Source organism: Streptomyces sp. NPDC088910 (assembly GCF_044749865.1).
GTDB lineage: Bacteria > Actinomycetota > Actinomycetes > Streptomycetales > Streptomycetaceae > Actinacidiphila.
This window is the reverse complement of record NZ_JBIVIV010000003.1, coordinates 397398-417479: the sequence shown is the minus strand read 5'-3', so window position 1 is coordinate 417479 and position 20082 is coordinate 397398. Positions and strand designations below refer to the sequence as shown.

The window sequence follows — 20082 nt, the reverse complement described above, 5'->3', positions numbered from 1 at the left end:
CGCTTGATCTCGCCGCAGACTGAGGGACCGGCGGGGGGACGGCGGATGACGCGTACTGCTCCTGCTCGTCACCTCACGTCATCTGTCGTCATCTGCCCAGCTCAGGGGGCGCGGTTCGAGGCTGGTCGTGGTGGCGGACAGTCCGCGGCCGGACGCTTTGGGGTGATGGCGCGTGCAGATGATGACACGCCGCGGAATCGAATGGCTGAGTTTGGCGTCGGAGGACCCGACGCAGTGCCGCATGATGTGGCTCGACGACCCGCGACAGCCCCAACTCGTCGCCACTGGTGCGCTCTTCGACGTCCTGGCGGTCGACCAACAGACGGGGATGGAGACATTCGACCAGCTCCGGCGCCGTGGAATGCCGGTCGGCGCGGTGATGGTCGATCGCGGGGCGAGCCGGATGGGTTTCTTCCTGCCGCCCGAGTCCGGGCCGCGCTTCGTGGGCTCGCTGTCTCGCGAAACCTCGGCCCCTCCCGAATACCGCATCCTCAGCGAGGGCTCGTACATCGTCGTCCCCGGCCCGATGGCCCTGACCGGCGACCGCTTCGAGTGGCTGAACGCACCCACCCACTCCCAGCACGGCTCGCCGCTGCAAACCGTAGCCCTGGCCGTGATGCTCGCCGCCTCCGCCAAACTTCTCGCCCGCGCTGAAAAGTACGGCCAGGAGACAGCCGATGCCGAGTGACGGGCGACAGGAGCGTGACGCGGCCCTCTGGTCGCCGATCGACAGCCACGAGTGGTACGCGGCCCGCGATGCCGTGACTTCCCTCCGCCGCGTGCTGGTCGCCCTTGGCATGGAACGGGACTTCCCCTTCCTCCGCGCCGACATGAACGCCTTCGGCCACGGCTTCATCGACCTCGGCCGGATCTCCCCTGAAACCGCCGAACGCCTCGCCGAACTCCTCCGTCTCGGCATCGCGGCCGTCCGCACCCCTACACCGGAGAGCGAGGAGACCCCAAAATGACCAACCCAAGCGGCGTCTGCGCCAGCCGAGCCGAATCTCTCGACCCGGGCGTGCCTACGTCCAAGGCTGGGCTGAGAGCAATCGCGCCGCTGGGGTCCTGGCCGAACAACTCCGCTCGGCGCCCTCGCGGACTTCCCCACCACCCTGAAGTCCGACGTCAACGTCTTCGGGGAGAGCGCGATTTGCCTGGCACGATCGTCTCGAGACCGCCGGACGCCTCGCTGGCCTTGCTCACTGTTGGCCTCCGGTCGAGCAACTGGACGAGTGGTCCAAAGAAGACGGCCTCGACTCGGGCGGCACCGCGTGGCGTATTGGCATCCCGCAGAGGCGTCGCTGACATGCGTAACTCGCGGTCTGGCCAAGCCGTGCGGCGGCTGCTTCAGGGCGGGACCGGCACCCGAGCGCCGCAGCCCAACCGGAAGCAGCACAGTAATTCTGGTGGTGCCTATGACTGTCGCTAGTTTGGAAGGCGAATGTGGCGGCTCCGTGCTGGCCTCGTGCGGCCCCCTACGGGGCTTCCGGGGCGTCCGCCCGCTTACTCGTGATTTCCCCCTGGCGTGCACCTCAGACGGACCCGCTACCCGTCCTCGTAGTTCACTACGGACGCCCGTACCCAGAGTTGGCTTGCGACATCACTTCTTCGGGCCCGCTCGACCTCCACGATCGCACAGGGATTCTGGCGGAACGCCGTGTGTGCCGACATCACGCTGTCGTCGGGAAGAGATGTTCGATGGCGCGCTCGGATCGTCTCGATCGGCCGCCAGGACGGGAGGGTACTACCTTCGCCCGCATCATCCCCGACGCCATCCGCACCCTTGCCTGAGCGACACTCGCCTGTTGCGAACTAGACTAATGATGTGGCCTGTCCCACGTGTGCGCTGACGCTGCTGACCGATCCTAGGACTGGCCTGGTCTCTGCCAAGCGTTCAGCTGACGCCCAGAGTGCTTCTCTTGTAACATCGAGCGGGCGCTTAGGAGGGGTTGATGAACTTCTGGCACGATCTCGGCTTTGGCAGCAACCCTTATGTTGTCAAGCCGCTTCCGTCGAGCGCGGACGGCCGAGAATTGCTCGTCGGACGCGACATGGAACTGAGGGCATTACTGCGACGGATCGAAGAAGGAGATACTCACGTCGTTCTTGAGGGCCCTAATGGTGTCGGCAAAACAAGCCTAGTTGCTGTTGCGGCCTGGGTGGCGACTGAGCGATTCCTGGACAGGAAGACGCCTCAGCTTTACGTCTCACTGCCCGAGCCTCTGCAAATCAAGGAAGATGCTTCAGAATTTATCAGTGATTGCTACTTCGCAATTGCGCGAGCCTTTCTTGATTACGAGGATGTCTTGAGGCGGGCCGACCGCAAGGTGCCGCGGACGAAAGACGTCAAGGCGTGGCTTGATTCCCCCGTGCTCAAGGGGCGTGGTTTCAACTTGTCGTCACCATTTGGTGGTGGTGGGGTATCTGGAAATACTGCGGCCAATAGTTCATCTGGGTTCTCTAACGCAGGCTTCAAAGCTACGATCCGTACCTGGTTGCGAGACGCCTTCCCTGAGGGAACCGGTGGTCTCGTCGGGGTCATCGATAATTTGGAGTTGCTAGAAACCAGTAACGCTGCCCGCCGTCTTCTAGAAGAGATCCGGGATCCCGTTTTGCAGTTGGGTGGCATGCGCTGGGTACTGTGCGGGGCGCGGGGGATCGCGCGAAGCGTTGCGGCTACGCCGCGACTAAATGGAGTGCTCTCTGAGCCCATCGAGATCACACCTGTCGCAGACGAGTACATGCCGGCCTTGATTGAAACGCGACTAAGTCATTACTCGGTCAAGGGTGGCAGCAAGGCCCCGGTTTCGGCGGCATCTTTTGGGCATGTGTACGAAGTCACCCATAAGAATCTGCGTGATTCTCTCCGGCACGCCCAAAGCTTCTCTCAAGATTATGAGTCGGGGTTCTTTCTGTCGAAATCTGAGCTTGAGATTGCTGAGGCGTTTACAGGGTGGATTGAGAGTCTGGCGATTAAGCATGAGGCTAGCGCGAGACTACAACCACGACCGCGAAAGCTGCTTGAAGACCTAGCTGTGTTCGGGGGGACATGCTCCCCTAGCGATCATGACCAATTCGGTTTCAATGATCGTGCGCATATGCGCAAAAACGTGGTGGAGCTTGAACGGTACGGTTTGGTTACCAGCAGCAAAGATGATGATGACCAGCGACGGCGTTCAATCGAAATTACGTCGAAGGGTTGGCTAGTTCACTATGCGCGCTCTCAAGGACTGAGTGCGCCGACCATTCCGGGTGTGTAGATGGCTTATAAGGTCGGAGGAGCGGGTTTGGGTGGGAGTTGGCATGGGGCGAGAGATGGGGCCCGTAAGCTTGCCGCGACTCGGGCAGGCTCTGGTCCTGCCCGCTATGGCCCGATGTTGGCCCCGTTCTTCGAGGCTCGCCCCATGGGGGCTGTCTTACGAGTTGGTGCGTGATAGCGGGTGAGGTGTCGTGCCAGGTGAATGACATGATCCCGCTGTGGCGATCACGGTCAATCGGGCGGTGCTGGCGCATAGGCTGTTCATTGGGCTCTCGCGGCATCATCTTGCTTACCTGGCCGTGGAGTTGGCGGCGCCGTGGCAGGCCGTGGTCGAGGGTCGTCGCCATGCTGCACGAGGCGGGGTCCCGAAGCGGGCCGCGGGTGCTGGTGTTCGTCGATCGGCTGGTGGCGACGCTGATCCATCTGCGGCACGACCTGCCGCACTCGGTGCTGGGGCTGCTGTTCGGCGTCGACCGGTCCACCGTTGCCTGGGCGATCGGAGAGACGCGCACGCTCCTGGCGGAGCGGGGGTGCGCAGTTCCCGACCGCCCCGGTCTGCGGCTTCGGACGCTGACGGATGTGTTTGCCTACGCCCGGGCCGAAGGCGTCGAGCTGCGTTTGGACGCCACCGAGGTTCAGGTCCGCCGGCCACCGGCCGGCCGCGGCGGACGGCGTGCGTTCGTCTCGGGCAAGAAGAAGCAGAACACAATGAAGGCGACCGTAATCGCCGACTGGCGGGGCCGCACGTTGTGGACCGATGCCCTGCGACCTGGCCGTATGCACGACGTCACGGCGGCCCGCAACGAGGGTGTCGCTGTCTGCTTCCGGCACTTCCCCGACGTCAAGGTCCTCCTAGACGACGGTTACCCGGGCCTGAGCCGCGACCACCGTGGGCAAGCGATCACCCCTCCGAGAAAACCCTGCCTGGGGGCACTGCCCGGCAGAGTGGAACAGTGGGAACGAGACTGCCACGGCCACGCGTCCGACCGAATCACCGTCGAACACGCCCTCGCCGACCACAAACGCTGGAAGCAGCTCCAGCGCTGGACCCAGCGCTGTGACCGCCTCCCCGACACCTACCGAGCCATCGCAGGCATGGTCTCCGACCGCAACATCACTGCTTGAGGTCGGGCCATGAACAGGCCAAACACGCCTCACCCGCTATCACGCACCAACTCGTAAAGCTGCGGAGCCGACCCCTCAAGCGTCCTCCGGCCCCGTCTGAGTTTGGTCGTGTGGCTGGCTGCTGGCGTGCGACCGGCGGAGCCGGAGACGAAGCGGGGCGGAGACAGGAGCGGCGTCCCTTGCGGTGAGCCGGGGCCGCGCGGCGAGCGCGAGCGAGCCGCCTTGATGGAGTAGAGGAAGTCTGGACCTGGCGGTTGGTCAGCGGCCGTAGGAGAGTTCGAGGTCGTCGCCGGCGCGGTGGAACGCTTCGATGGCGAGGGGCTTGAACTCTGGGGTGTGGGTGACGTGGAGGATGGTCAGGAGGGGGACGCCTTCGGGGAGGCGGCGGGCTTGGGCCTCGTCGGGGAGAGACATCTGGGGGCGGAGGTATTCGGTGAAGTGGAGTTCGTGGCCGAGGTTGGCGAGCGCTGCGTAGAGGTTCGGCGGTGGCGGGGGCACCTCGGTTTCGTACTTCGTGCCGACCAGGGCGGAGAACGGTACGTAGGTGCGGTAGAGCTGGCGCAGGCCCGGTTGCGATCTCCAGCGCGTGGTATGTGTAGGGCGGTTCGCCCAGTGGGATACGCAGGAGGTCGACGAGGGCCAGGGTTGCATCGGTTCGCGTGGCGATGGGCTCCTCGTGGGCCGGTCCGGGCGAGCCCAGCGGCGTGCAGCTCGGGATGCCCGTGCAGGTGCGGCCGAAGCGCGGCGGATTCTGGTTCGTCGTAAGGCTGTTGCCGGGCCAGGTGCCGGCCGACTTCGCCAAGGCGGCGCCCGCGCTGGCGGAGGCGTGGCAGGTGCACGTGGTACGGGCCACGCCGCTGCGACCCGGGCACGTACGGATCGACGCCTCGTCGCAAGATCCGCTCACGGCACCGCGCGTACCGCAGCAGTGGGGGAGTGGCCGGCTGCTTCGGGTCGCGGTCGGAGTTTTGGAGACCGAGAGGCAGTGGACTGTCGATCTTCGGGAGATACCGCACTGGCTGATCGTCGGCGCTACGCGCTCCGGCAAGTCCACATTGATCAACGCCCTCGTGGCTGGCCTTGCGCCGCAGCCGGTCGCACTGGTCGGTATCGACTGCAAGGGTGGCATGGAACTGTCGGTCTACGAGGCCCGGTTGTCGGCGCTGGCGACCGGCCGGGCCCAAGCCGTCCGACTCCTGTCGGCGCTGGTCGACCTAATGCGGATCCGCTCAGGGCGTGAATGAGTCCTTCGTGCTGGGCTGCCTAGAGCGTTTGACACCGCTGCACGCCAACAGTTCGGTCCCGGTGGCGTCGAAGTACAGGGTGAAGAACCAAAGCCGGTCTGCTGCGTCGATAATCCCGGTACGCAGTTGCTCACCGCGGTGCCGTGCAAGGATCGCGACAGTCTCGTCGAGGCCGATTACCTCTTGCAGGCCGCGGGCCAACGTTCGCCTCAACCTCGTTGCGGCGATACCGGCGACCATCCACTGGGGCACCTCGTCGTCCCAGACCTTTACCTCGGCGCCGGCTGCGATGGCTTCGCGTGCTGGCTTGCACGCGCTCGTCTGGTCGGTGAGCATCGCGGTGATGTTGGGTTGCCATGGGTGCTCGTCCTCGGTGGCCATGCGGCGACTGTAGGGAACGAACGTGGACAGTTGCCACAGGAATCGAGGTGGCCTCGCGGGGCGGGAGGCAGAGGATGAGGCATTCGCGGCCGCCCTGGGGCCCCAAGATCAACACGTCATTACAACGTGATCACTGGCAAACGGCTGCCGCAAGCCGCCTCCGGCTGCGCATAGGCAAAGACCCCGACCTCAGCGTTGATGCTGGTGGCGGGGTCTTTTGGCACCCAGTGCAGGGTGCCCCCGGCAGGATTCGAACCTGCGCACACGGCTCCGGAGGCCGTCACTCTTACGCGCATTTCCGCAGGTCAGAGAGTTACCTGACGTTTCATCATGCGCTCCGCGTCACAAATACGTCACTCGCTCCGGGACAAAATCTGAGGTGCTGTCAGGTTGTGTGGTGTCGTTCGGTCACCCGATATCGGTACCCCTCCCAGTGCGCTGGCATCCCTGGCCTGGGTCGGCGTTGGGGGGCGTGAAGGAGCGCGATCGGACACGCGCGCTGTCTGGTTGCGCTGGGTGACCTTGGTTTCCGGCGGCAGGGACGGGACAGCGGCGGGTGCGGGTTGGGCCATTCGGGTGGTGGTGCGGATGGTGGCTTTGGGCGGTGGGCAGTCCTGCCTCCTCGACGTGAGGGGAATGGCCATGGTGCAGCAGCTGGTGCAGGGCGGGTTGACCGGGGTGGGTGGCGGGCTGGTGATCGGCCGCCAGCGGGTGCGGGAGTTCCGGCATGACACCCCGGTGGACCGCGGCCGGGGTGTGACTGCGGTGGCGGGGGAGCTGGGTGCGGAGCTGGCGCGGGCGATCCGGGTGGGGCTGGCTCCGTCCGGTCCGGGGCCCTACGGGTCGCGGGGGCCGTCGGAGCTGACCTGGTACGCGTTCGCTGTCACCTACGCGCGGGATCATTGGGTGGGGCGGGCGGCGACAACGCGCAACGAGACCAGTGAGGCACTGGCCCTCGTCACAAGGGCGATGCTGTGGGATGTGCCGGGCCGGCCGGGTGATGATGTGCTGCACCGGGCGCTGCGCTCGTGGGCGTTCCTGGGCCCCGGTGCGAGCGAGCACGACATCCCCGCCCGGGACCGGCTGGTCCTGGCGTGGGTGGCGAAGGCATCAAGGCCGCTGGTCGACTTCCATGACCCGGTCGTGGCCCGCAGTGTCCTGGAGGCGCTGCGCCTGAGGCGCGACGGGAGCGCGGCGGCGCCGGAGACGGTGCGGCGCAAGCGCAAGGTCCTGGTGAAAGCCCTGTACTACGCGATGGAGCAGGGGGAGCTGGGCAGTCATCCGCTGAACCGGATCCGGTGGCGGGTTCCGAAGCAGGCCAGGTCGGTCGACCCGCGGTCGGTGATCAACCCCCACCAGGCCCGCGACCTCCTCGCCGCCCTCTCCTACGTCGGTGGCTACCACCGGGCCAAGGGACGCCGGCTCGTGGGCTTGTTCGCGGGAATGTACTACGCCGGGCTCCGGCCCGAAGAGGCTGTCGCGGTGACCCTGCCGGACTGCACCCTGCCAGAAACCGGCTGGGGCCGGCTGGTGCTGCACCGCACCCGCCCCCAGGCCGGCAAGAAGTGGACCGACAGCGGCGAGTTTCACGACGACCGAGGGCTGAAGAACCGCCCCCCGGGCGAAGTCCGCATCGTCCCTCTACCACCACCTCTGGTCGCGATCTGGCGCGACAGCGTCCAAACCCACGGGACCGCCCCGGACGGGCGACTGTTCTTCACCGAACGCGGCAACATCGTCGGCTACACCATCATCCACCGCGTCTGGAAAGAAGCCCGCACCCTCGCCCTACCCCCCCAACTCGCCGCCACCCCACTCGCCAAACGCCCCTACGACCTGCGCCACTCCGCCCTGTCCACCTGGCTCGCAGCCGGCGCCGACCCCGCCGAAGTCGCCCAACGCGCCGGCAACAGCGTCGAAGTCCTCCTCACCCGCTACGCCAAATGTCTCTACGACCGCCAGTCCATCAACAACCAGCGCATCGAAGATCTTCTCGAGGCTTATGACTCCCGCCCGGATCGCACCGCAGGGTAAACACGGTGGATGCGTCCCTCGCTGCGCTGTGTCTTCCGACAGAGTGGCCTGCTCAATGCGCAGTGGCTCGAAACCTAGAGCGGCTGCCCTCTATTACGGGAGTCGGTGTCGGCCCAGGAGGGGACCGGCCAGGTGCGGACGTCGCCGAGGGAAAGCTGCAGGGGGCGGAGGAGCCGTCGAGCCAGGTCGGGGGATAGGTCTTCGATAGCCAGGGCGACGGCTGCGAAGGCTGCCGTCTTCTGCTCGTCTGAGAAGGCTTCGATCCTTTTTCCATGGGAGCGCGCAGCTCGACCAAGGGCTCCTTCGGCGTGTCCGATCAGCGCGGACCTCAATGCGGCCTCTTGGCGTGCTGCGGCCGGCGGTCGTTGCGAGATCCTGGGCCTCGTACCAGGCGCGGTCCTGGTGGCCGGGTGGCCACGCCTGGTCATAGGAACGGCGCATGGCAAGGATCTCCTGCCACGTGGCCCGCTCGATACGGGCGATGAGCGCAGCTGCTGTGCGGCCCTGTGGGCCCAGCGCCCACCAGGCCGGCACCCGGCGCCAGATCTTCTGGTGCCAGTTCTGCCCCTTGCGGTCCTCATCGCCGGCGGGAACGAGGGTGATGATCCACAGCGCGAAGGGAAACTCTGTAACGAACGGCAGATAGGACGAGCCGGTGGCGTGGGGGGCGGCTCGGTGCCACGGCTGCTTGCGGCGGCGCAGTAGAACACCGGGCTCTTCCTCGACCGGGACCGTGAGCCCGTCACGCAACGCGGCGGCATAGTCGACAGCGTCGTCACCCAGGCCGCGGCCGGAGGGCCTTGTCAGCTTCCATCCCCAGCCGTCGGGCAGGTCTGCGTCGGAGACTCCCTCGAGGGCCCAACGTTCCCATCCCAGACCGGTCATCCGCCTCCTTCCCATTGCGATCTGGCCCATCATGGCGGACGGCCGGAACGAGTGTCATCAGGCGGTCGGGGTGCGGTGTGGCAGGCTCGTGCCCTCTATCGACGAGGGGAAAGACGTGGCGGTGATAAGACGGTCAGGAGCGGCGGGGCTCACCCGTGCCACAGATGTCGGGCTAACTGTTCTTCCCGTGGTACAAAGGGCTCGCATGGTTGTTCGTCTGGAGCCAGGCGGCGTATCCGCGCAAATCGCGATCCAGTAGATTGATGCACAGTTCGAGCCCAAAAATCGCTAGAACGAAGTACACCTCTCCGAATGAGGTGTAGAGGAAATCGGATTCCCATACACGCTGCACGACCTCGCCCGTTGAGAGGGTCCACGATTTTTCCACGTCGTAGATTCGACGTTGACTTATTGGCCATGGCTTTCCGCTCCCGTAGCGACCGTACTCCCGGATGGGGTCCAACTGAGGATCGGCCACCAGGGAACGCATCCCTATTGGATTGCCGAGGAGTCGTTGGGCCAAGGATTCCAGGGCGGCTTTGGCCATGAGCCGCGAAGCTAGAACGGCCGGCCAGTTGTCCACTAGGGCAGGAAGATTGACAACTGACGGCTTCTCTGATATTAGGTAGGGAAGCGCGTCCGATTCTACGCTTATCGTGGCCATAAAGTTGCCATCGACGTATCGCTGGACAAACGCGGGAAGGCCTGGTCCAACTGTGCCCAGTAGGGGCGGGATGCGTCGCTTTTTACTCGGTATGGTCTCGTGGAATCGCAGGGCGATAAGTTCTGGCGATTCGAGGAGCGGTTTTTCAACTTTGACTGCAAAATAGTTATTGCATGCATCGCAAACTGTTCCTGCTGGAAGAGTCATGGTCGTGTTGCCCAATGATTCAGGCACGACATGTTCAACGCTTCGTGAACCCTGACTGTCTCTCTTGCAAAAGAGGCATAGCATAGATGCACCTAATGGAAGCCGGGGTCTCGGCGAGGGGGCCCTCATCTCTGGCTCACAGCATGGCAGGAGGCGGATGCGTCTCGCACCCTGATTGTTGTTTTCGCCAGTTGAGCTCGTGGAGTCCCCAGGCGGGGTGGTCGACGCAACGCGCTGCGGAGCCACCTCGGTGTCCCCGGTGACGGACGATCGCGAGTCGGACGTGCCGCTACGAGGTGGACACCGTCAGAAGCGATGAGGATCGCATACCGCTTTTCGGGTTGGCCCGTGGGGTGAGTGTCCGAACCGGGTGTGATTCCGAGGGTTGCGCTGTCTTCAGTTGACCTAGTAGTTGAGCTTCCGCTTCGTGACCGCAGAGGAGTTCGATGAGGAAGGAGCGGGTGACGTATCGATAGCTCTGGGGAGGGTGGAAGGGTCCGCCGACTCGTAGGCGTGCCAGGGGGACGGCCTGCTCCAGGGGTTGGGGCGACTTGAGGACGAGGGCGGATGCTTGCGATGCCCCGTGCATGTAGGCGTTGTACTCGTCGCGGTTGATGCCGCTGTCCGCGCGATGCCGACGCCAGATGACTGCTGGCGTGGCGGAGTCGACTCGGCTCACGCGGGCGGTTCCGACGATGGCCATGACGGGAGAGGTGGCGTAGAGAACGACGGGGGTCCCTTCTGGAACGGCGACCCGCTGACGCCGGAGTTCGACCGTTTTGGTGCCTTCCAGGATGGCCGTGGCGAATCTCGGGTGGACGGAGATCAGCAGGGCGCGTTCCGTGTCGTTCACCGCGCTGGGTGGCCTTCCTCGTAGAGGGCATGGAACAGGTCGGACGAGATCTTGAAGACTGACTGTACGTTGACCTTGTCTCCATAACGAGCCCCGAGTTGAAGAAGTCGCTTGCGGGACACCGGGCGTGGGAACAGGCCCGTGTCGGAGAAGCGCAGGGCCATCGCTCGGTTGTCTGCGTCGCAGATGGCCAGGACATCGTCGAGTTGGTACACGCCCAGGTGCTTGAACTGCTGGTACAGCTGTTCCCCGTCATCGACTACGACCTGGTCGAGGCGCGAGCAGCCGATCACGCAGGACAGGGACTGACCCTTGTCGGAGCTGGCATACCAGAGGATCCGTGCGGGGTACCTCTCGCCTCGAGAGCGAGGCGAACGGTAGTAAATATGTTCGCGGCTGAGTCCTAGAAGGTTGTTACGGGGGAGCAGACCGGTGGGGAAGCCGAACAGGTCGTAGGCCCACTTCGGTCTGATGGGGACCAGGAACGTCGGGAGGTCGGCATCGGTGATCTTGGCCGGCCACCAGGCGTGCTCGACCGCGGATGCGGCTGCGGCGGGCATCGGGGCTTGCAGGCGCGGAAGGTCGAGGCCGACGCGTCCAGCGAGGCCAGCGGCACGGCGGTCGAGTGCGGCCGTGTCGGTGATCTGGTCCAGGACGAAGGCCAGCCGATTGTTTCCATGGGATTGGAAAGCGTCCTCGGTGGTGGCCGAGAGCATGGTGCGCTGCAGGTGGGGGTCGGTCAGCCGAAGGATCTCCAGCCCGCTGTCCCGGCAGCGCTGGCGCAGCATGAACAGGATCTGCCGGGCGAGCGTCGATGCAAGGGGATGCTTCTCGTTGACGCGCAGGAGCGGGACTTGCAGTTCCTCGCCGCGCTCTCCGTGGCAGTAGGTCGCCAAGAGCCCGCCCTGGTCGTCGATGATCTGCTGCCGGTTCCACTGGTCGGGTTGAGCAGCCAGATACCGCAGCCGTGCTTTGAACGCCTTCTGTCTTTCCCCGCCGAGGTGGTTGTGGAAGACCAGCTGCTCTTGCTCATGGCAGGCAGGGACGGCTGTCGTGGTGAGGGTTGTGCCCAGAAGGCTGCCTGGCTGGTACACCTGTGCCCTTGTCAGTTCATCTATCTGCAGGACGATGTCGGCCGGTCGCAGAATTCGAACTCCGCAGATGGCTTCCGCTATGGGGCTGAGTTCGAGCAGGCCGGCGTCGCGGGTGATCAAGTGCTGGACGCCTGCTGCACTGGCCTCTACGACGTACTGGAGGTCGGCGAGGTCGTTTTCCGCGCGGGGCAACTCGATGCCCAGAGTCTCCCAGGCCGACTCGATCAGTGTCCGCAAGATGCGGCCGTGGTCAACGCGGTTGTCGAGCCGCCGCGGGTGGTAACCAGTGGTCGCGGCCTGGAGCTGGATCCGCCGCTCGGCGGGATCGGCGAGGTTTTGGATCTCGGTCATCAGCTGTGGCAGGACGACCAGGTCGAGCAGATTCTCCAGCCATTCCGCAGCCAGTGCCCGGCTCTCTTCGGACCCCGTGCGAGCGCGGGAGGCGTGGATGTCGGCGAAGACATTGCAGTCCATCGCGGCGGTCAACAGAGCCGTCGGCTCCAACTAGCTGAACAGATCCGGGTGTCCATGATCGCGCCACCACACGACCAGCGGCTTGCGCGTTCTGCCGCGGCCGTCCACTTCGGTTCGCGGTACGAAGCCGAGCCGGGACCACATGCGCTCCAGACCGTAGTCCTTCCGGCACTTGAGGAGGATGCCGAGACGGTCCTGGTGACGTTCGGATATGGCGTCAACGAGCAGCTGGTTGACGCCCGTCCCACGGTGTTCGGGTTCGACACAGAGATGGGTCAGGCGCACGCGGTCGGCAGGCAGGCCATAAAGCGCGTAGCCGACGAGCTGCGAGCCGTTTGTGGCGGCGATCAGAGTTCCAGACCGTGCAGCTTGCTCGAACACTGTCTGCGGAAGGAAGCCCAGCGTGTCGGTGAAGCGATCCCCGAGGCGTATGACCGCCTGCAGGAGCCTGTCATCCTTCTCGGACACGGTTCTGATCCGCACCGTTGTGCCCCCCTTCGCCGCACGAAGATCCATACGCGCGATTCTCCGGGCGGTTGTCGTACTTGTCAGGAGAACGCCCAAACCTAAAGGCTCATATAGTTCGCCACGGACTTCGGTGACCTGACCGTCTGCGCAGGACGGACGGACTACGGCTCTGCGCTAGCTGGGATCGTGCGGAAGGGCTGCGGCTTCGGGACCACCACCGGCCACGTCGGTCCCGACCACCCCCGCACCCTCACCATCCGAAACGCCCTCGTCCAGTGGCGCGTACGGGTGCTCACCGGCGAGGGGTAGGGCTCATGGGATTGGGATGCACATTCGCGGCCTGGTGGCCCGGGGCTCATTTTCCGAGATCAGACGGGAGCCCGATCGCGGCTGCGGTCCAGGACTGCAACGAAGGCGGGAGCCAGCGCGCGGATCCGGGCCTCGGGGACATCCGCCGCCAGGGCGTTCACAGCCATGTCCACGCCGGGGGAGCGGGGGCGCCCGAACAGGTCGGCCAGCAGCTTCAGCCCGGTAGCTGTGGTCGCTCCGGCGCGTTCATTCGAGAGGAGGCGGGTGGCGTCAGCGGCGGCCTGGCGCGGCTGGGTGCCCATGAACAGGCGTAGCACATCGCCGGCATCCTTGTCGGTCAGCCGGTCCGGGTGCCGGTCCTTGTCGGCGAGCCGGTCGCTGATCTTGTGGGCCTTGGCGACGAGCAGCGCGATGGGCCCGGCGACGTTGACGGTGACCTTCCGCCCGTCTCCGTCTTCGAGCGCGGCGATCGTCATGGGGGAGCGGTCTTCGACAGCGACCTCAAGCCCCGGCGTCCGCCGTGCGCTCATCTTCCCGTGCGGGGGGATCTTCGCGCTGCGCGTGCCTTTGCCCGCCAGAGACTCTGGGACGAGCAGGTCGAGTTCGACCAGGACGCTGAGGTCCCCGACCTGCTCCCTACGCCCCCAAAGGCCCGGCCCGTCGGCCTTGAGCAGTTCGAACCCGCCATCGCGCAGAGCCTGGTCCAGCAGGGGCTGGTCGGGCAGCCGGGCCGGGTCCAAGGTCAGGTCACCGTCGGAGGTGAAGGCCGCCGACCGTACGGCCGCGGTCGGGGTGCGCAGGTAGACGGCCTGGGCGCCGACGACGGTGATGGCGTCCCGGTGTTCCCGCAGCGCTTCGAGCCCGTCGAGGAGCACCCGCCGTGCGACGACGGTCAGTTGCTCGGGGTCGACTCCGTCGGGGACCTTCGCCATGGGGCTGCTCCGTACCTGGGTGACATCTCCGGTGGCGTGATCCTAGGGGCGCGGGCCGCCGGTGAGTACCGAGATTCCGGGAATCCGCCACTGGTCCTCGTTGTCCGCCATGTACGAGATGACGGCCTCCCCTTCGGCCGGCATCCGTCCCGGGCCGGACAGGCAATCCAGTACGAGTTGGCTCAGTGCGACCTGCCTGAGTCCGTCTGCGTCGGTCCGGGTGCGGTGGAAGACGACGTCGTCGTGGGCGCGCAGCAGCAGGGTGTCGGCTCCCTGCTCGGCGGGTAGCAGACCGAGCCGGTCCCCGAGCTCGTAGGGGCTGTTGGGTGTGGCCTGGACGTAGAGCATCACCTGGCCGCCGACGGCCAGCGGTGCGATCTGCCGGGCGGCGTAGGAGCCGGTGAGCGCGAGCTTCTTCTCCTTTTTCTGGAGGGCGCGGACGGCGTCCAGGAGCGGCTCGGGGCCGTTCGGGGCAATCATGCCGACGAACGGGTTGTGCCGCAGCACGGACAGCTGCTCGGCGCGGGCGCGCAGCAGGCCCTGCCAGTCGACCGTGACCACCTGGCGGCCGTCGCGCCGGATCAGGAGGAGGTCCTCCATGGCGTCCAGCAGCTTGGACACGTAGCCGCTGCTCATCTCGGTGAGTGTGGCCAGATGCGAGGCCCGGTACGGCGGTGCGACGTCGGCGAGCAGGCGGACCAGCCGTCCTGCCCGGGGGCCGGCGAGCTTCGGCCTGGCCGCCGGGGCGGTGGAGGTGGCACGCGGAGCACGCTGGTGGCTGTCAGCCATGATCACCACGGCCGGACGAGAGATGCGCAGCCAGACGTTCCCTAGTAGGTCGATGTAGCCGATGTTGTGCTGACGCAGCTCCTGCTTCGTCTTCTCGGTGAGGGCGGCGGTGATCACCAGCGGCTGGGTGTAGTGCTGCAGCCGCCGCATCAACGCGGCCTTTGGGGCCAGCTGCTCGCGGACCGCAAGAGGCGTAAGCGAGGTCTTGGTGTCGACCAGGAGCTGGGCGAACGTGCTGTCCCCAGTCGCCTGCAGTTGGACGATTGCATCGGCGCCGGTGTCACCCTGATCCGCCGGCTCCGGCTGGACGCGCACCTCCCACTCCGGGCCCAGGAGCCGGCGCAGGGCGTCGAGGCCGTTCTGCAACAAGGTTTCTTCGTCGGACGCCATCATCTCCATGGTGGAAGGATCGCACGAGACAGCAAAAGTTTCCAGTTTTGGGTTGTTTCCAAGTGCGGGAAGCTGCGCATTCTTAAGCGAGCTTTCCAGAAGAGGTGCGCTTCTTGGGCGAGGAAACCTCAGCATGCGGGAAGCAGTGCGGATGGCCGACCTGTCCCGGGTCCGGCCCCGGTCTGGGCAGAGCGGGCGGCGCGTGACACAAAGCCGGGCCTGGCCGTTCAGTGCAAGCATCGGCGTCCAGGTCAGCAGGTCGAGCGCGATCTGGAGAATCCTCAGCCGGACCCTCTTCTGCGCGCGACATCGTGCAGGGGCAGGTTCTGTGAGCCGGTCGAGCGGACGGCCCGGATACGGTCCTCGGTCGGGGTCCGCAGGTGGTGTCGGGGTTCGAGCTCGGCGATGGGTCGGCCGGTGGTGCTGGCGGCGAAACCCATGATCCACCCAGTTCTCGCTGTATATGGTGATCTCGTGTCGCTGCAGGGCTCGGCACCAGGACGGGAGCGGGCGGGGGTGGGAACGGGTGCCGATACCCGCACTGAAGGCCATGGGGTACGCCCAGGCCGCCGGAGGACGCCTCGTGCACCTCACTCAGCGTGAGAGCCGCGGTGTCGAACAGGTGTGCTCGTGGGATTTGGTGGTGACCGTCGGGCCGGAGCCCGAGGACCGTGCTGCGGCAGCCTGGATCGTCGCCGACGAGATCATGCGGGCCCGCACCGACCTGGATGACCTCGCTTACCAGCTCTGGCGCGACAGTGCGCTGGGCGGCACCCCCCTGGCCGGCCCTGACCGGGCGCACGTCCTGCTCTACGCCGGCCCGGTGTTCGAGGCCAACGACCCTACCGGCGTCACGGGCTACGTGGGTGAGTGGCTCTGGTACCTCTCCACCCGCGACCTTCCCCCCGAGACGGGGCGCAGCGTGGAGATCCTGGACCCACCATCGTCGACAGTGACCGACAGCGGCCCGGACGGGCTGGTGATCCACCGGGTGCCCGGCAGCGAGTTGGGGTTCGTCTTCCGGTTGTGGGAGATGAAGAAATTCACTGCGGAGAAGACGAAGCCGAGCGACACGATCCGCAAAGCGTGGCAGCAGTTGAACACCCAGGGGGCCCGGTACCTGGGTCAGCTTTCGTGGGGAGGCCGGGAGCTGGCCCCCGACACCCGGCTGTTCGTCGCCTCGATGGCTCGGCAATGGGTGGACGCCGAGGCGTCGGGCAACGGCGGGGTCAGTATCGCCCTCGACGCCGTGTACACCCCGGACACCGCCTTCGAGCGCTCGCACCAGCACTTCACCACCCACACCCACCCGGGCGCGCTGCAGGGCGTAGTGGTGGCGATCGAGGATCTTGAAGACTTTGCGAAGGACGTGAGGAGGTACGTGTGGAGCGCACTCTAGACCCAGAGGTGCTCGCGTCCGCGCTCGGCGAGTACCGGGTGGGCGGGGTGCTGCCCAGTGCGCAGGACCTGCTCGCGGCCATGACCGAACTGGAGATCGCGGCCTTCCGCGGCGAGCGGGAGATCGAGGACGAGACCCTCGCCACGGCGTGGTACCTGCACGGGCTTGCCGCGCTCGACCCGGAGACGCCCGGCTACGACGGGGTGCGCGTGCGCCGGGCCTTCGCCGCCAGCGCGCACCTGATGGACCTCGCCTTGGGCGACGAACGCCGGCCAGCGGCTGAGCGGCTCCAGATCGCCTTCGCCGCCCAAGCCGGGTACCGGCGCAGCGAGCAGGACCCGAACGCCACCGCCGTCTACCGGCAGGTCCGCACTCTCCTCGACATCACCGGTGAGCTGCGTGGGCACATCGGTACCCTGGCGGTGGAGGCCGGCATCGTCTTCCTCGGCTTTGACCGCCCGCAACTGAACCAGACGCTGCGTGTCTGGCGGCGGCAGCTGCGAGGAGTGCGGGCGATGACCCGCCGCGAGTCCCTGGCGGGGACCATGTACGGGCCAGCAGAGGCCGTCGTGGAGGCCGTCTTCCACCTGTACCAGTTCCTGGGGATCGGCGAGGAGCGGGATCTGCTGGCGGCGCAGCGGCTGCTGCTGGACGTGATGACGCAGACGGCCGGCCAAGGCGACCGGCTGGCGCGGTGGGTTGCCGCGCACCTGTTCCAGCTGAGCGGGGAGATGGCGGCCAGCAGCCTGTACCAGCTGCTCCCCCCGGGCACTCCTCCAGCCGTGGCGCGGAGCTTCGCGCTGTCCGCGCCCCCAGTGATGACGCTCTGGCCGCCGCAGCGCCAGCTCCTGAAGCTCGAGCGCGGCAACCCGCTCGACCCCGCGACGTCACGCAGCCTGATCAGCGTGCCGACCAGCGCGGGCAAGACGCTGATGGCCCAGCTGGTGATCTGCTCGCACCTGGCGCAGCGCCCCGGGCGCGTGGTGTACGTGTCGCCGATGCGCAGCCTGGGGCGGGAGATGCGCACGGCGCTGCGGGGCCGGCTGCGGGTGCTCGGGCGGCGCCTGGCCGCAGAGCAGCCGGAGTTCCCGTTGGGCACCTGGGCCTCCTCGGCCGAGCCGGACGGCGGGGACGTGGAGATCGTCACCCCCGAGCGGCTCATGCACGTGATCCGCAACAATCCCGGCGAAGCGCTGGCCGACGTCGGGCTGGTCGTCGTCGACGAGGCCCACCACATGGGCCAGGGGCGGCGCGGCTTCGTGCTGGAGAGCCTGCTCACGCTGCTGCGGGCCCGCAGCGATATCCGGCTCGTGCTGCTGTCCGCGGCGGTCGGCAATAAGGGCGACATCGCCTCGTGGCTCGACCCGCTGCGCCCTGAGCGGGAGGTGTACTTCACCGACACCTGGCGTGGCCCGCGCCGGATGCACGGTCTCATGTATCCGAACCTCATGACGGAGCAGGCCGAGCTGACCGAGCGGCGGCCGACGGCGAAGCATGCTTCGCCGGTGCTCGCCACCGTGCCCGTCGAGACCCTCCTCGCTGTCCGGCCGACAGCCTCCTCCGCCATCGCCCGGCTGACTACCGGCGAGGTGGGCACGCGGCGCTTCGCCGGCTCCGCAGGCCGGTGGAACGCCCGGACCCGTCTGCAAGGCGGGATCGCCGACTACCAGGTCTTCGCCGCCGGCGCTGCGGAACTCACCGCGAACGGCAGCGTGCTGATGGTCGTCGGCACCCGGCGGGCAGCACGCGACGCGGCGCTCGCCATCGCCGAGCGCCTGCCCGAGCGGCCTGAGGCCGCAGTCCTGACCGACTACCTCGCCGACACCCTCGGCGCGGAGCACCCGCTGGTGCGCTGCGCCCGGCGCGGCGTCGCCTACCACCACGGCGCCCTGCCCGAGGACGTCCTTCGCTCCGTCGAGGGGGCGCTGCGCCGCAACGAGATCGTGGCGATTGCCAGCACCAGCACCCTCACCGACGGCGTCAACCTGCCGGTGCGCACCGTTATCGTCCACCACAAGGTCGACGGGGATCCGCTTACCTACGACGGCCAGCGCGCTCTGTCCCCCGCCGAACTCCTCAACGCTATCGGCCGAGCCGGGCGGGCCGGCCGGGAGAGCGAGGGGTGGATCTTCCTGACCCGTCCCTACCCGCCCCGCCCCACCGAATTCGACTCCCTTAACCCCGATCCGGAGCAGTTGCGCGTCGTCTCCGCACTGCTGACCGGCGAGGCCCTGGCCGAACTCGCCGCCGCCGAGGACACCCTGCGGCAGGACGCCGACGGAGTCTTCGCGCTGGCGGACGGCATCGCCGCGGATTTCGCCTCGTTTGTCTGGCTCGTTCTCCACCTCCACGCCTCCTCGGCGGCACCGCGAGGCAATCCCATCGACGCCCTGGACGAGCTGTTCGCCCTGTCCCAGACGGGGAACGGGCGGCACACCAGCCGGTGGCTCACCCTCGCGGATAAGGTCGCCACCGTGTTCGATACCACTGACCCGGCCCAGGGCGGCCGGTGGGCCGCTACCGGCACCAGCCTGGGGTCGGCCCGCTACCTCGATTGGCTCGCGGGTCAGCTTGCTGTGCTGCTCGAGCGGCACACGGTGGACGACGTCACCGGAACCACCGGGAACGACCGGCTCGGCGAGCCGGAGGAATGGCCGCTGCAACGCACCCTCGACTTCCTCACCGAGCACCGGGTCTTCGACCGCCTGCTCGACCACGTCCCGGAGGTCACCAGAACCTGGAGCTTCAAGGACAAGGAGACGCGGGGCACGCAGATGAGCGTCCCGATCGCTCCCGCGCTTCGCGAGTGGATCTCCGGTACGACGATTCCCGATCTTGCCCGTTCCTGGCAGCCCGGCGTTGCTGACGGGTGGGCGCTAGAACAGGCGGTACGCAACATCAGCACCGCTTTCGGGCACGCCCTGAGCTGGACCGTCGGCGCCCTGATCAATCTGGTCAACACCAGCCCCGAGCTCTCTCCCGCCGCTTCCAGGCTCAACACGCACACCGCCTGGCACATCCGCCACGGCGTCGACACCGAGCAGGCCCTGACACTGCTCACCTCCGGCATCACCTCCCGGCGCATCGCCCACCTCCTCGGCCGCGACGCCGCCCGTCTCGGGCACCGGTCGGCCGGCCTGCGGCAGTGGACCGCCCGGCACCACATCGACGGCTGGACGCAGCAGTACCGGGCGAGCGACTACGAGGTCCAAGACCTCCTCGACTACGTCCGCACTCCCTCCGACCCGATAAACCAGCTCCTCGACAACCGTGCCGCCACCACTGCGCTGACCCGGCTGGTGGCGGGGACACCCGACGGCCCGGTCAACGTCGCACGGCCTAGCGAGCGCCACCCGACCATCCGGGCCACCCGCGACGGCCGCCGGGTGGCGACCGTGCCGGCCGACCGCCACCTCGACGTCCTCGCGATGCTCGACAGCGGCCTCGACCTCGATCACCGCCTCCACAACGGCCACCTCGTCACCACCCGGCGCGCCCTCTAGCGCCGGGCCACGCGCGGGACTGCGGCTCAACGCCGATATTCGAATGGCGGGCATGCTGGACCGTTCGCGGAG

The 20082-nt window shown here is 66.9% G+C and carries 16 protein-coding genes and 2 pseudogenes; 9 read left to right on the top strand and 9 right to left on the bottom strand.

Features of this window, described 5'->3' with window-relative positions:
• The first annotated feature begins 178 nt into the window (after positions 1 to 178).
• From ACIP4Z_RS10180 to ACIP4Z_RS10165, 4 genes and pseudogenes are all read left to right on the top strand, one after another.
• Entirely contained in the window at positions 179 to 688 is a 510-nt protein-coding gene (locus ACIP4Z_RS10180) for a bifunctional DNA primase/polymerase (protein WP_401306591.1), read from the top strand.
• Positions 678 to 968 carry a hypothetical protein gene (locus ACIP4Z_RS10175; protein WP_401306332.1) on the top strand — a complete coding sequence of 97 codons (291 nt, stop codon included), beginning with the start codon at positions 678 to 680 and terminating at the stop codon, positions 966 to 968. The genes ACIP4Z_RS10180 and ACIP4Z_RS10175 overlap by 11 nt, the downstream gene beginning before the upstream one ends.
• Positions 969 to 1952: 984 nt before the next feature.
• The gene (locus tag ACIP4Z_RS10170) at positions 1953 to 3260 is read left to right on the top strand and encodes a hypothetical protein (protein WP_401306330.1); all 1308 of its coding nucleotides are present in this window, start codon (positions 1953 to 1955) and stop codon (positions 3258 to 3260) included.
• Between the two features lie 217 nt (positions 3261 to 3477).
• Positions 3478 to 4384: pseudogene (locus ACIP4Z_RS10165) on the top strand (transposase family protein).
• Positions 4385 to 4642: 258 nt separating this feature from the next.
• Here the strand turns inward: ACIP4Z_RS10165 and ACIP4Z_RS10160 are convergent.
• The gene (locus ACIP4Z_RS10160; protein WP_401306328.1) at positions 4643 to 4882 is read right to left on the bottom strand and encodes a hypothetical protein; all 240 of its coding nucleotides are present in this window, start codon (positions 4880 to 4882) and stop codon (positions 4643 to 4645) included.
• Positions 4883 to 5049: 167 nt separating this feature from the next.
• Here ACIP4Z_RS10160 and ACIP4Z_RS10155 point away from each other — a divergent pair, with 167 nt between their 5' ends.
• Positions 5050 to 5628, top strand: coding sequence for an FtsK/SpoIIIE domain-containing protein (locus ACIP4Z_RS10155; protein WP_401306588.1), 579 nt, complete (start codon positions 5050 to 5052; stop codon positions 5626 to 5628).
• Here ACIP4Z_RS10155 and ACIP4Z_RS10150 read toward each other — a convergent pair.
• Positions 5614 to 6009 carry a hypothetical protein gene (locus tag ACIP4Z_RS10150; protein WP_401306326.1) on the bottom strand — a complete coding sequence of 132 codons (396 nt, stop codon included), beginning with the start codon at positions 6007 to 6009 and terminating at the stop codon, positions 5614 to 5616. The genes ACIP4Z_RS10155 and ACIP4Z_RS10150 overlap by 15 nt on opposite strands.
• Positions 6010 to 6651: 642 nt before the next feature.
• Between ACIP4Z_RS10150 and ACIP4Z_RS10145 the strand changes: the two genes are divergently transcribed.
• Positions 6652 to 8043 (top strand): tyrosine-type recombinase/integrase, encoded by a 1392-nt coding sequence (locus ACIP4Z_RS10145; RefSeq protein ID WP_401306324.1) that lies wholly within the window; start codon positions 6652 to 6654, stop codon positions 8041 to 8043.
• 1057 nt (positions 8044 to 9100) lie between these two features.
• On the opposite strand, the gene ACIP4Z_RS10140 is transcribed toward ACIP4Z_RS10145, so the two are convergent.
• The 4 genes from ACIP4Z_RS10140 to ACIP4Z_RS10125 all read right to left on the bottom strand — a co-directional run bounded on the left by ACIP4Z_RS10140 (position 9101) and on the right by ACIP4Z_RS10125 (position 12736).
• Positions 9101 to 9883: an HNH endonuclease gene (locus ACIP4Z_RS10140; RefSeq protein WP_401306322.1), complete on the bottom strand. Its 783-nt coding sequence runs from the start codon at positions 9881 to 9883 to the stop codon at positions 9101 to 9103.
• Positions 9884 to 10088: 205 nt separating this feature from the next.
• The gene (locus tag ACIP4Z_RS10135; protein ID WP_401306320.1) at positions 10089 to 10652 is read right to left on the bottom strand and encodes an ASCH domain-containing protein; all 564 of its coding nucleotides are present in this window, start codon (positions 10650 to 10652) and stop codon (positions 10089 to 10091) included.
• Positions 10649 to 12232, bottom strand: coding sequence for a GNAT family N-acetyltransferase (locus ACIP4Z_RS10130; protein ID WP_401306318.1), 1584 nt, complete (start codon positions 12230 to 12232; stop codon positions 10649 to 10651). Before ACIP4Z_RS10130 ends, ACIP4Z_RS10135 begins: the two co-directional genes overlap by 4 nt.
• Before the next feature lie 18 nt (positions 12233 to 12250).
• Entirely contained in the window at positions 12251 to 12736 is a 486-nt protein-coding gene (locus tag ACIP4Z_RS10125) for a GNAT family N-acetyltransferase (protein ID WP_401306316.1), read from the bottom strand.
• Positions 12737 to 12874: 138 nt separating this feature from the next.
• Here ACIP4Z_RS10125 and ACIP4Z_RS10120 point away from each other — a divergent pair, with 138 nt between their 5' ends.
• Positions 12875 to 12997, top strand: a complete 123-nt coding sequence (locus ACIP4Z_RS10120; RefSeq protein ID WP_401306314.1) for a hypothetical protein — start codon at positions 12875 to 12877, stop codon at positions 12995 to 12997.
• Positions 12998 to 13056: 59 nt separating this feature from the next.
• Here ACIP4Z_RS10120 and ACIP4Z_RS10115 read toward each other — a convergent pair whose 3' ends face one another.
• The 3 genes and pseudogenes from ACIP4Z_RS10115 to ACIP4Z_RS10105 all read right to left on the bottom strand — a co-directional run.
• Entirely contained in the window at positions 13057 to 13929 is an 873-nt protein-coding gene (locus tag ACIP4Z_RS10115; RefSeq protein ID WP_401306312.1) for a hypothetical protein, read from the bottom strand.
• A gap of 42 nt (positions 13930 to 13971) precedes the next feature.
• Positions 13972 to 15117, bottom strand: a complete 1146-nt coding sequence (locus ACIP4Z_RS10110) for a hypothetical protein (RefSeq protein ID WP_401306585.1) — start codon at positions 15115 to 15117, stop codon at positions 13972 to 13974.
• 186 nt (positions 15118 to 15303) lie between these two features.
• Positions 15304 to 15542: pseudogene (locus tag ACIP4Z_RS10105) on the bottom strand (IS1380 family transposase); the annotation flags it as partial.
• Positions 15543 to 15634: 92 nt separating this feature from the next.
• On the opposite strand from ACIP4Z_RS10105, the gene ACIP4Z_RS10100 reads away from it, so the two are divergent.
• Together ACIP4Z_RS10100 and ACIP4Z_RS10095 are read left to right on the top strand one after the other, a co-directional pair.
• Entirely contained in the window at positions 15635 to 16507 is an 873-nt protein-coding gene (locus tag ACIP4Z_RS10100) for a hypothetical protein (RefSeq protein WP_401306310.1), read from the top strand.
• Complete coding sequence (locus ACIP4Z_RS10095) at positions 16492 to 20010, top strand: DEAD/DEAH box helicase (protein ID WP_401306308.1); 3519 nt, start codon at positions 16492 to 16494, stop codon at positions 20008 to 20010. The genes ACIP4Z_RS10100 and ACIP4Z_RS10095 overlap by 16 nt, the downstream gene beginning before the upstream one ends.
• Positions 20011 to 20082 lie beyond the last annotated feature (72 nt).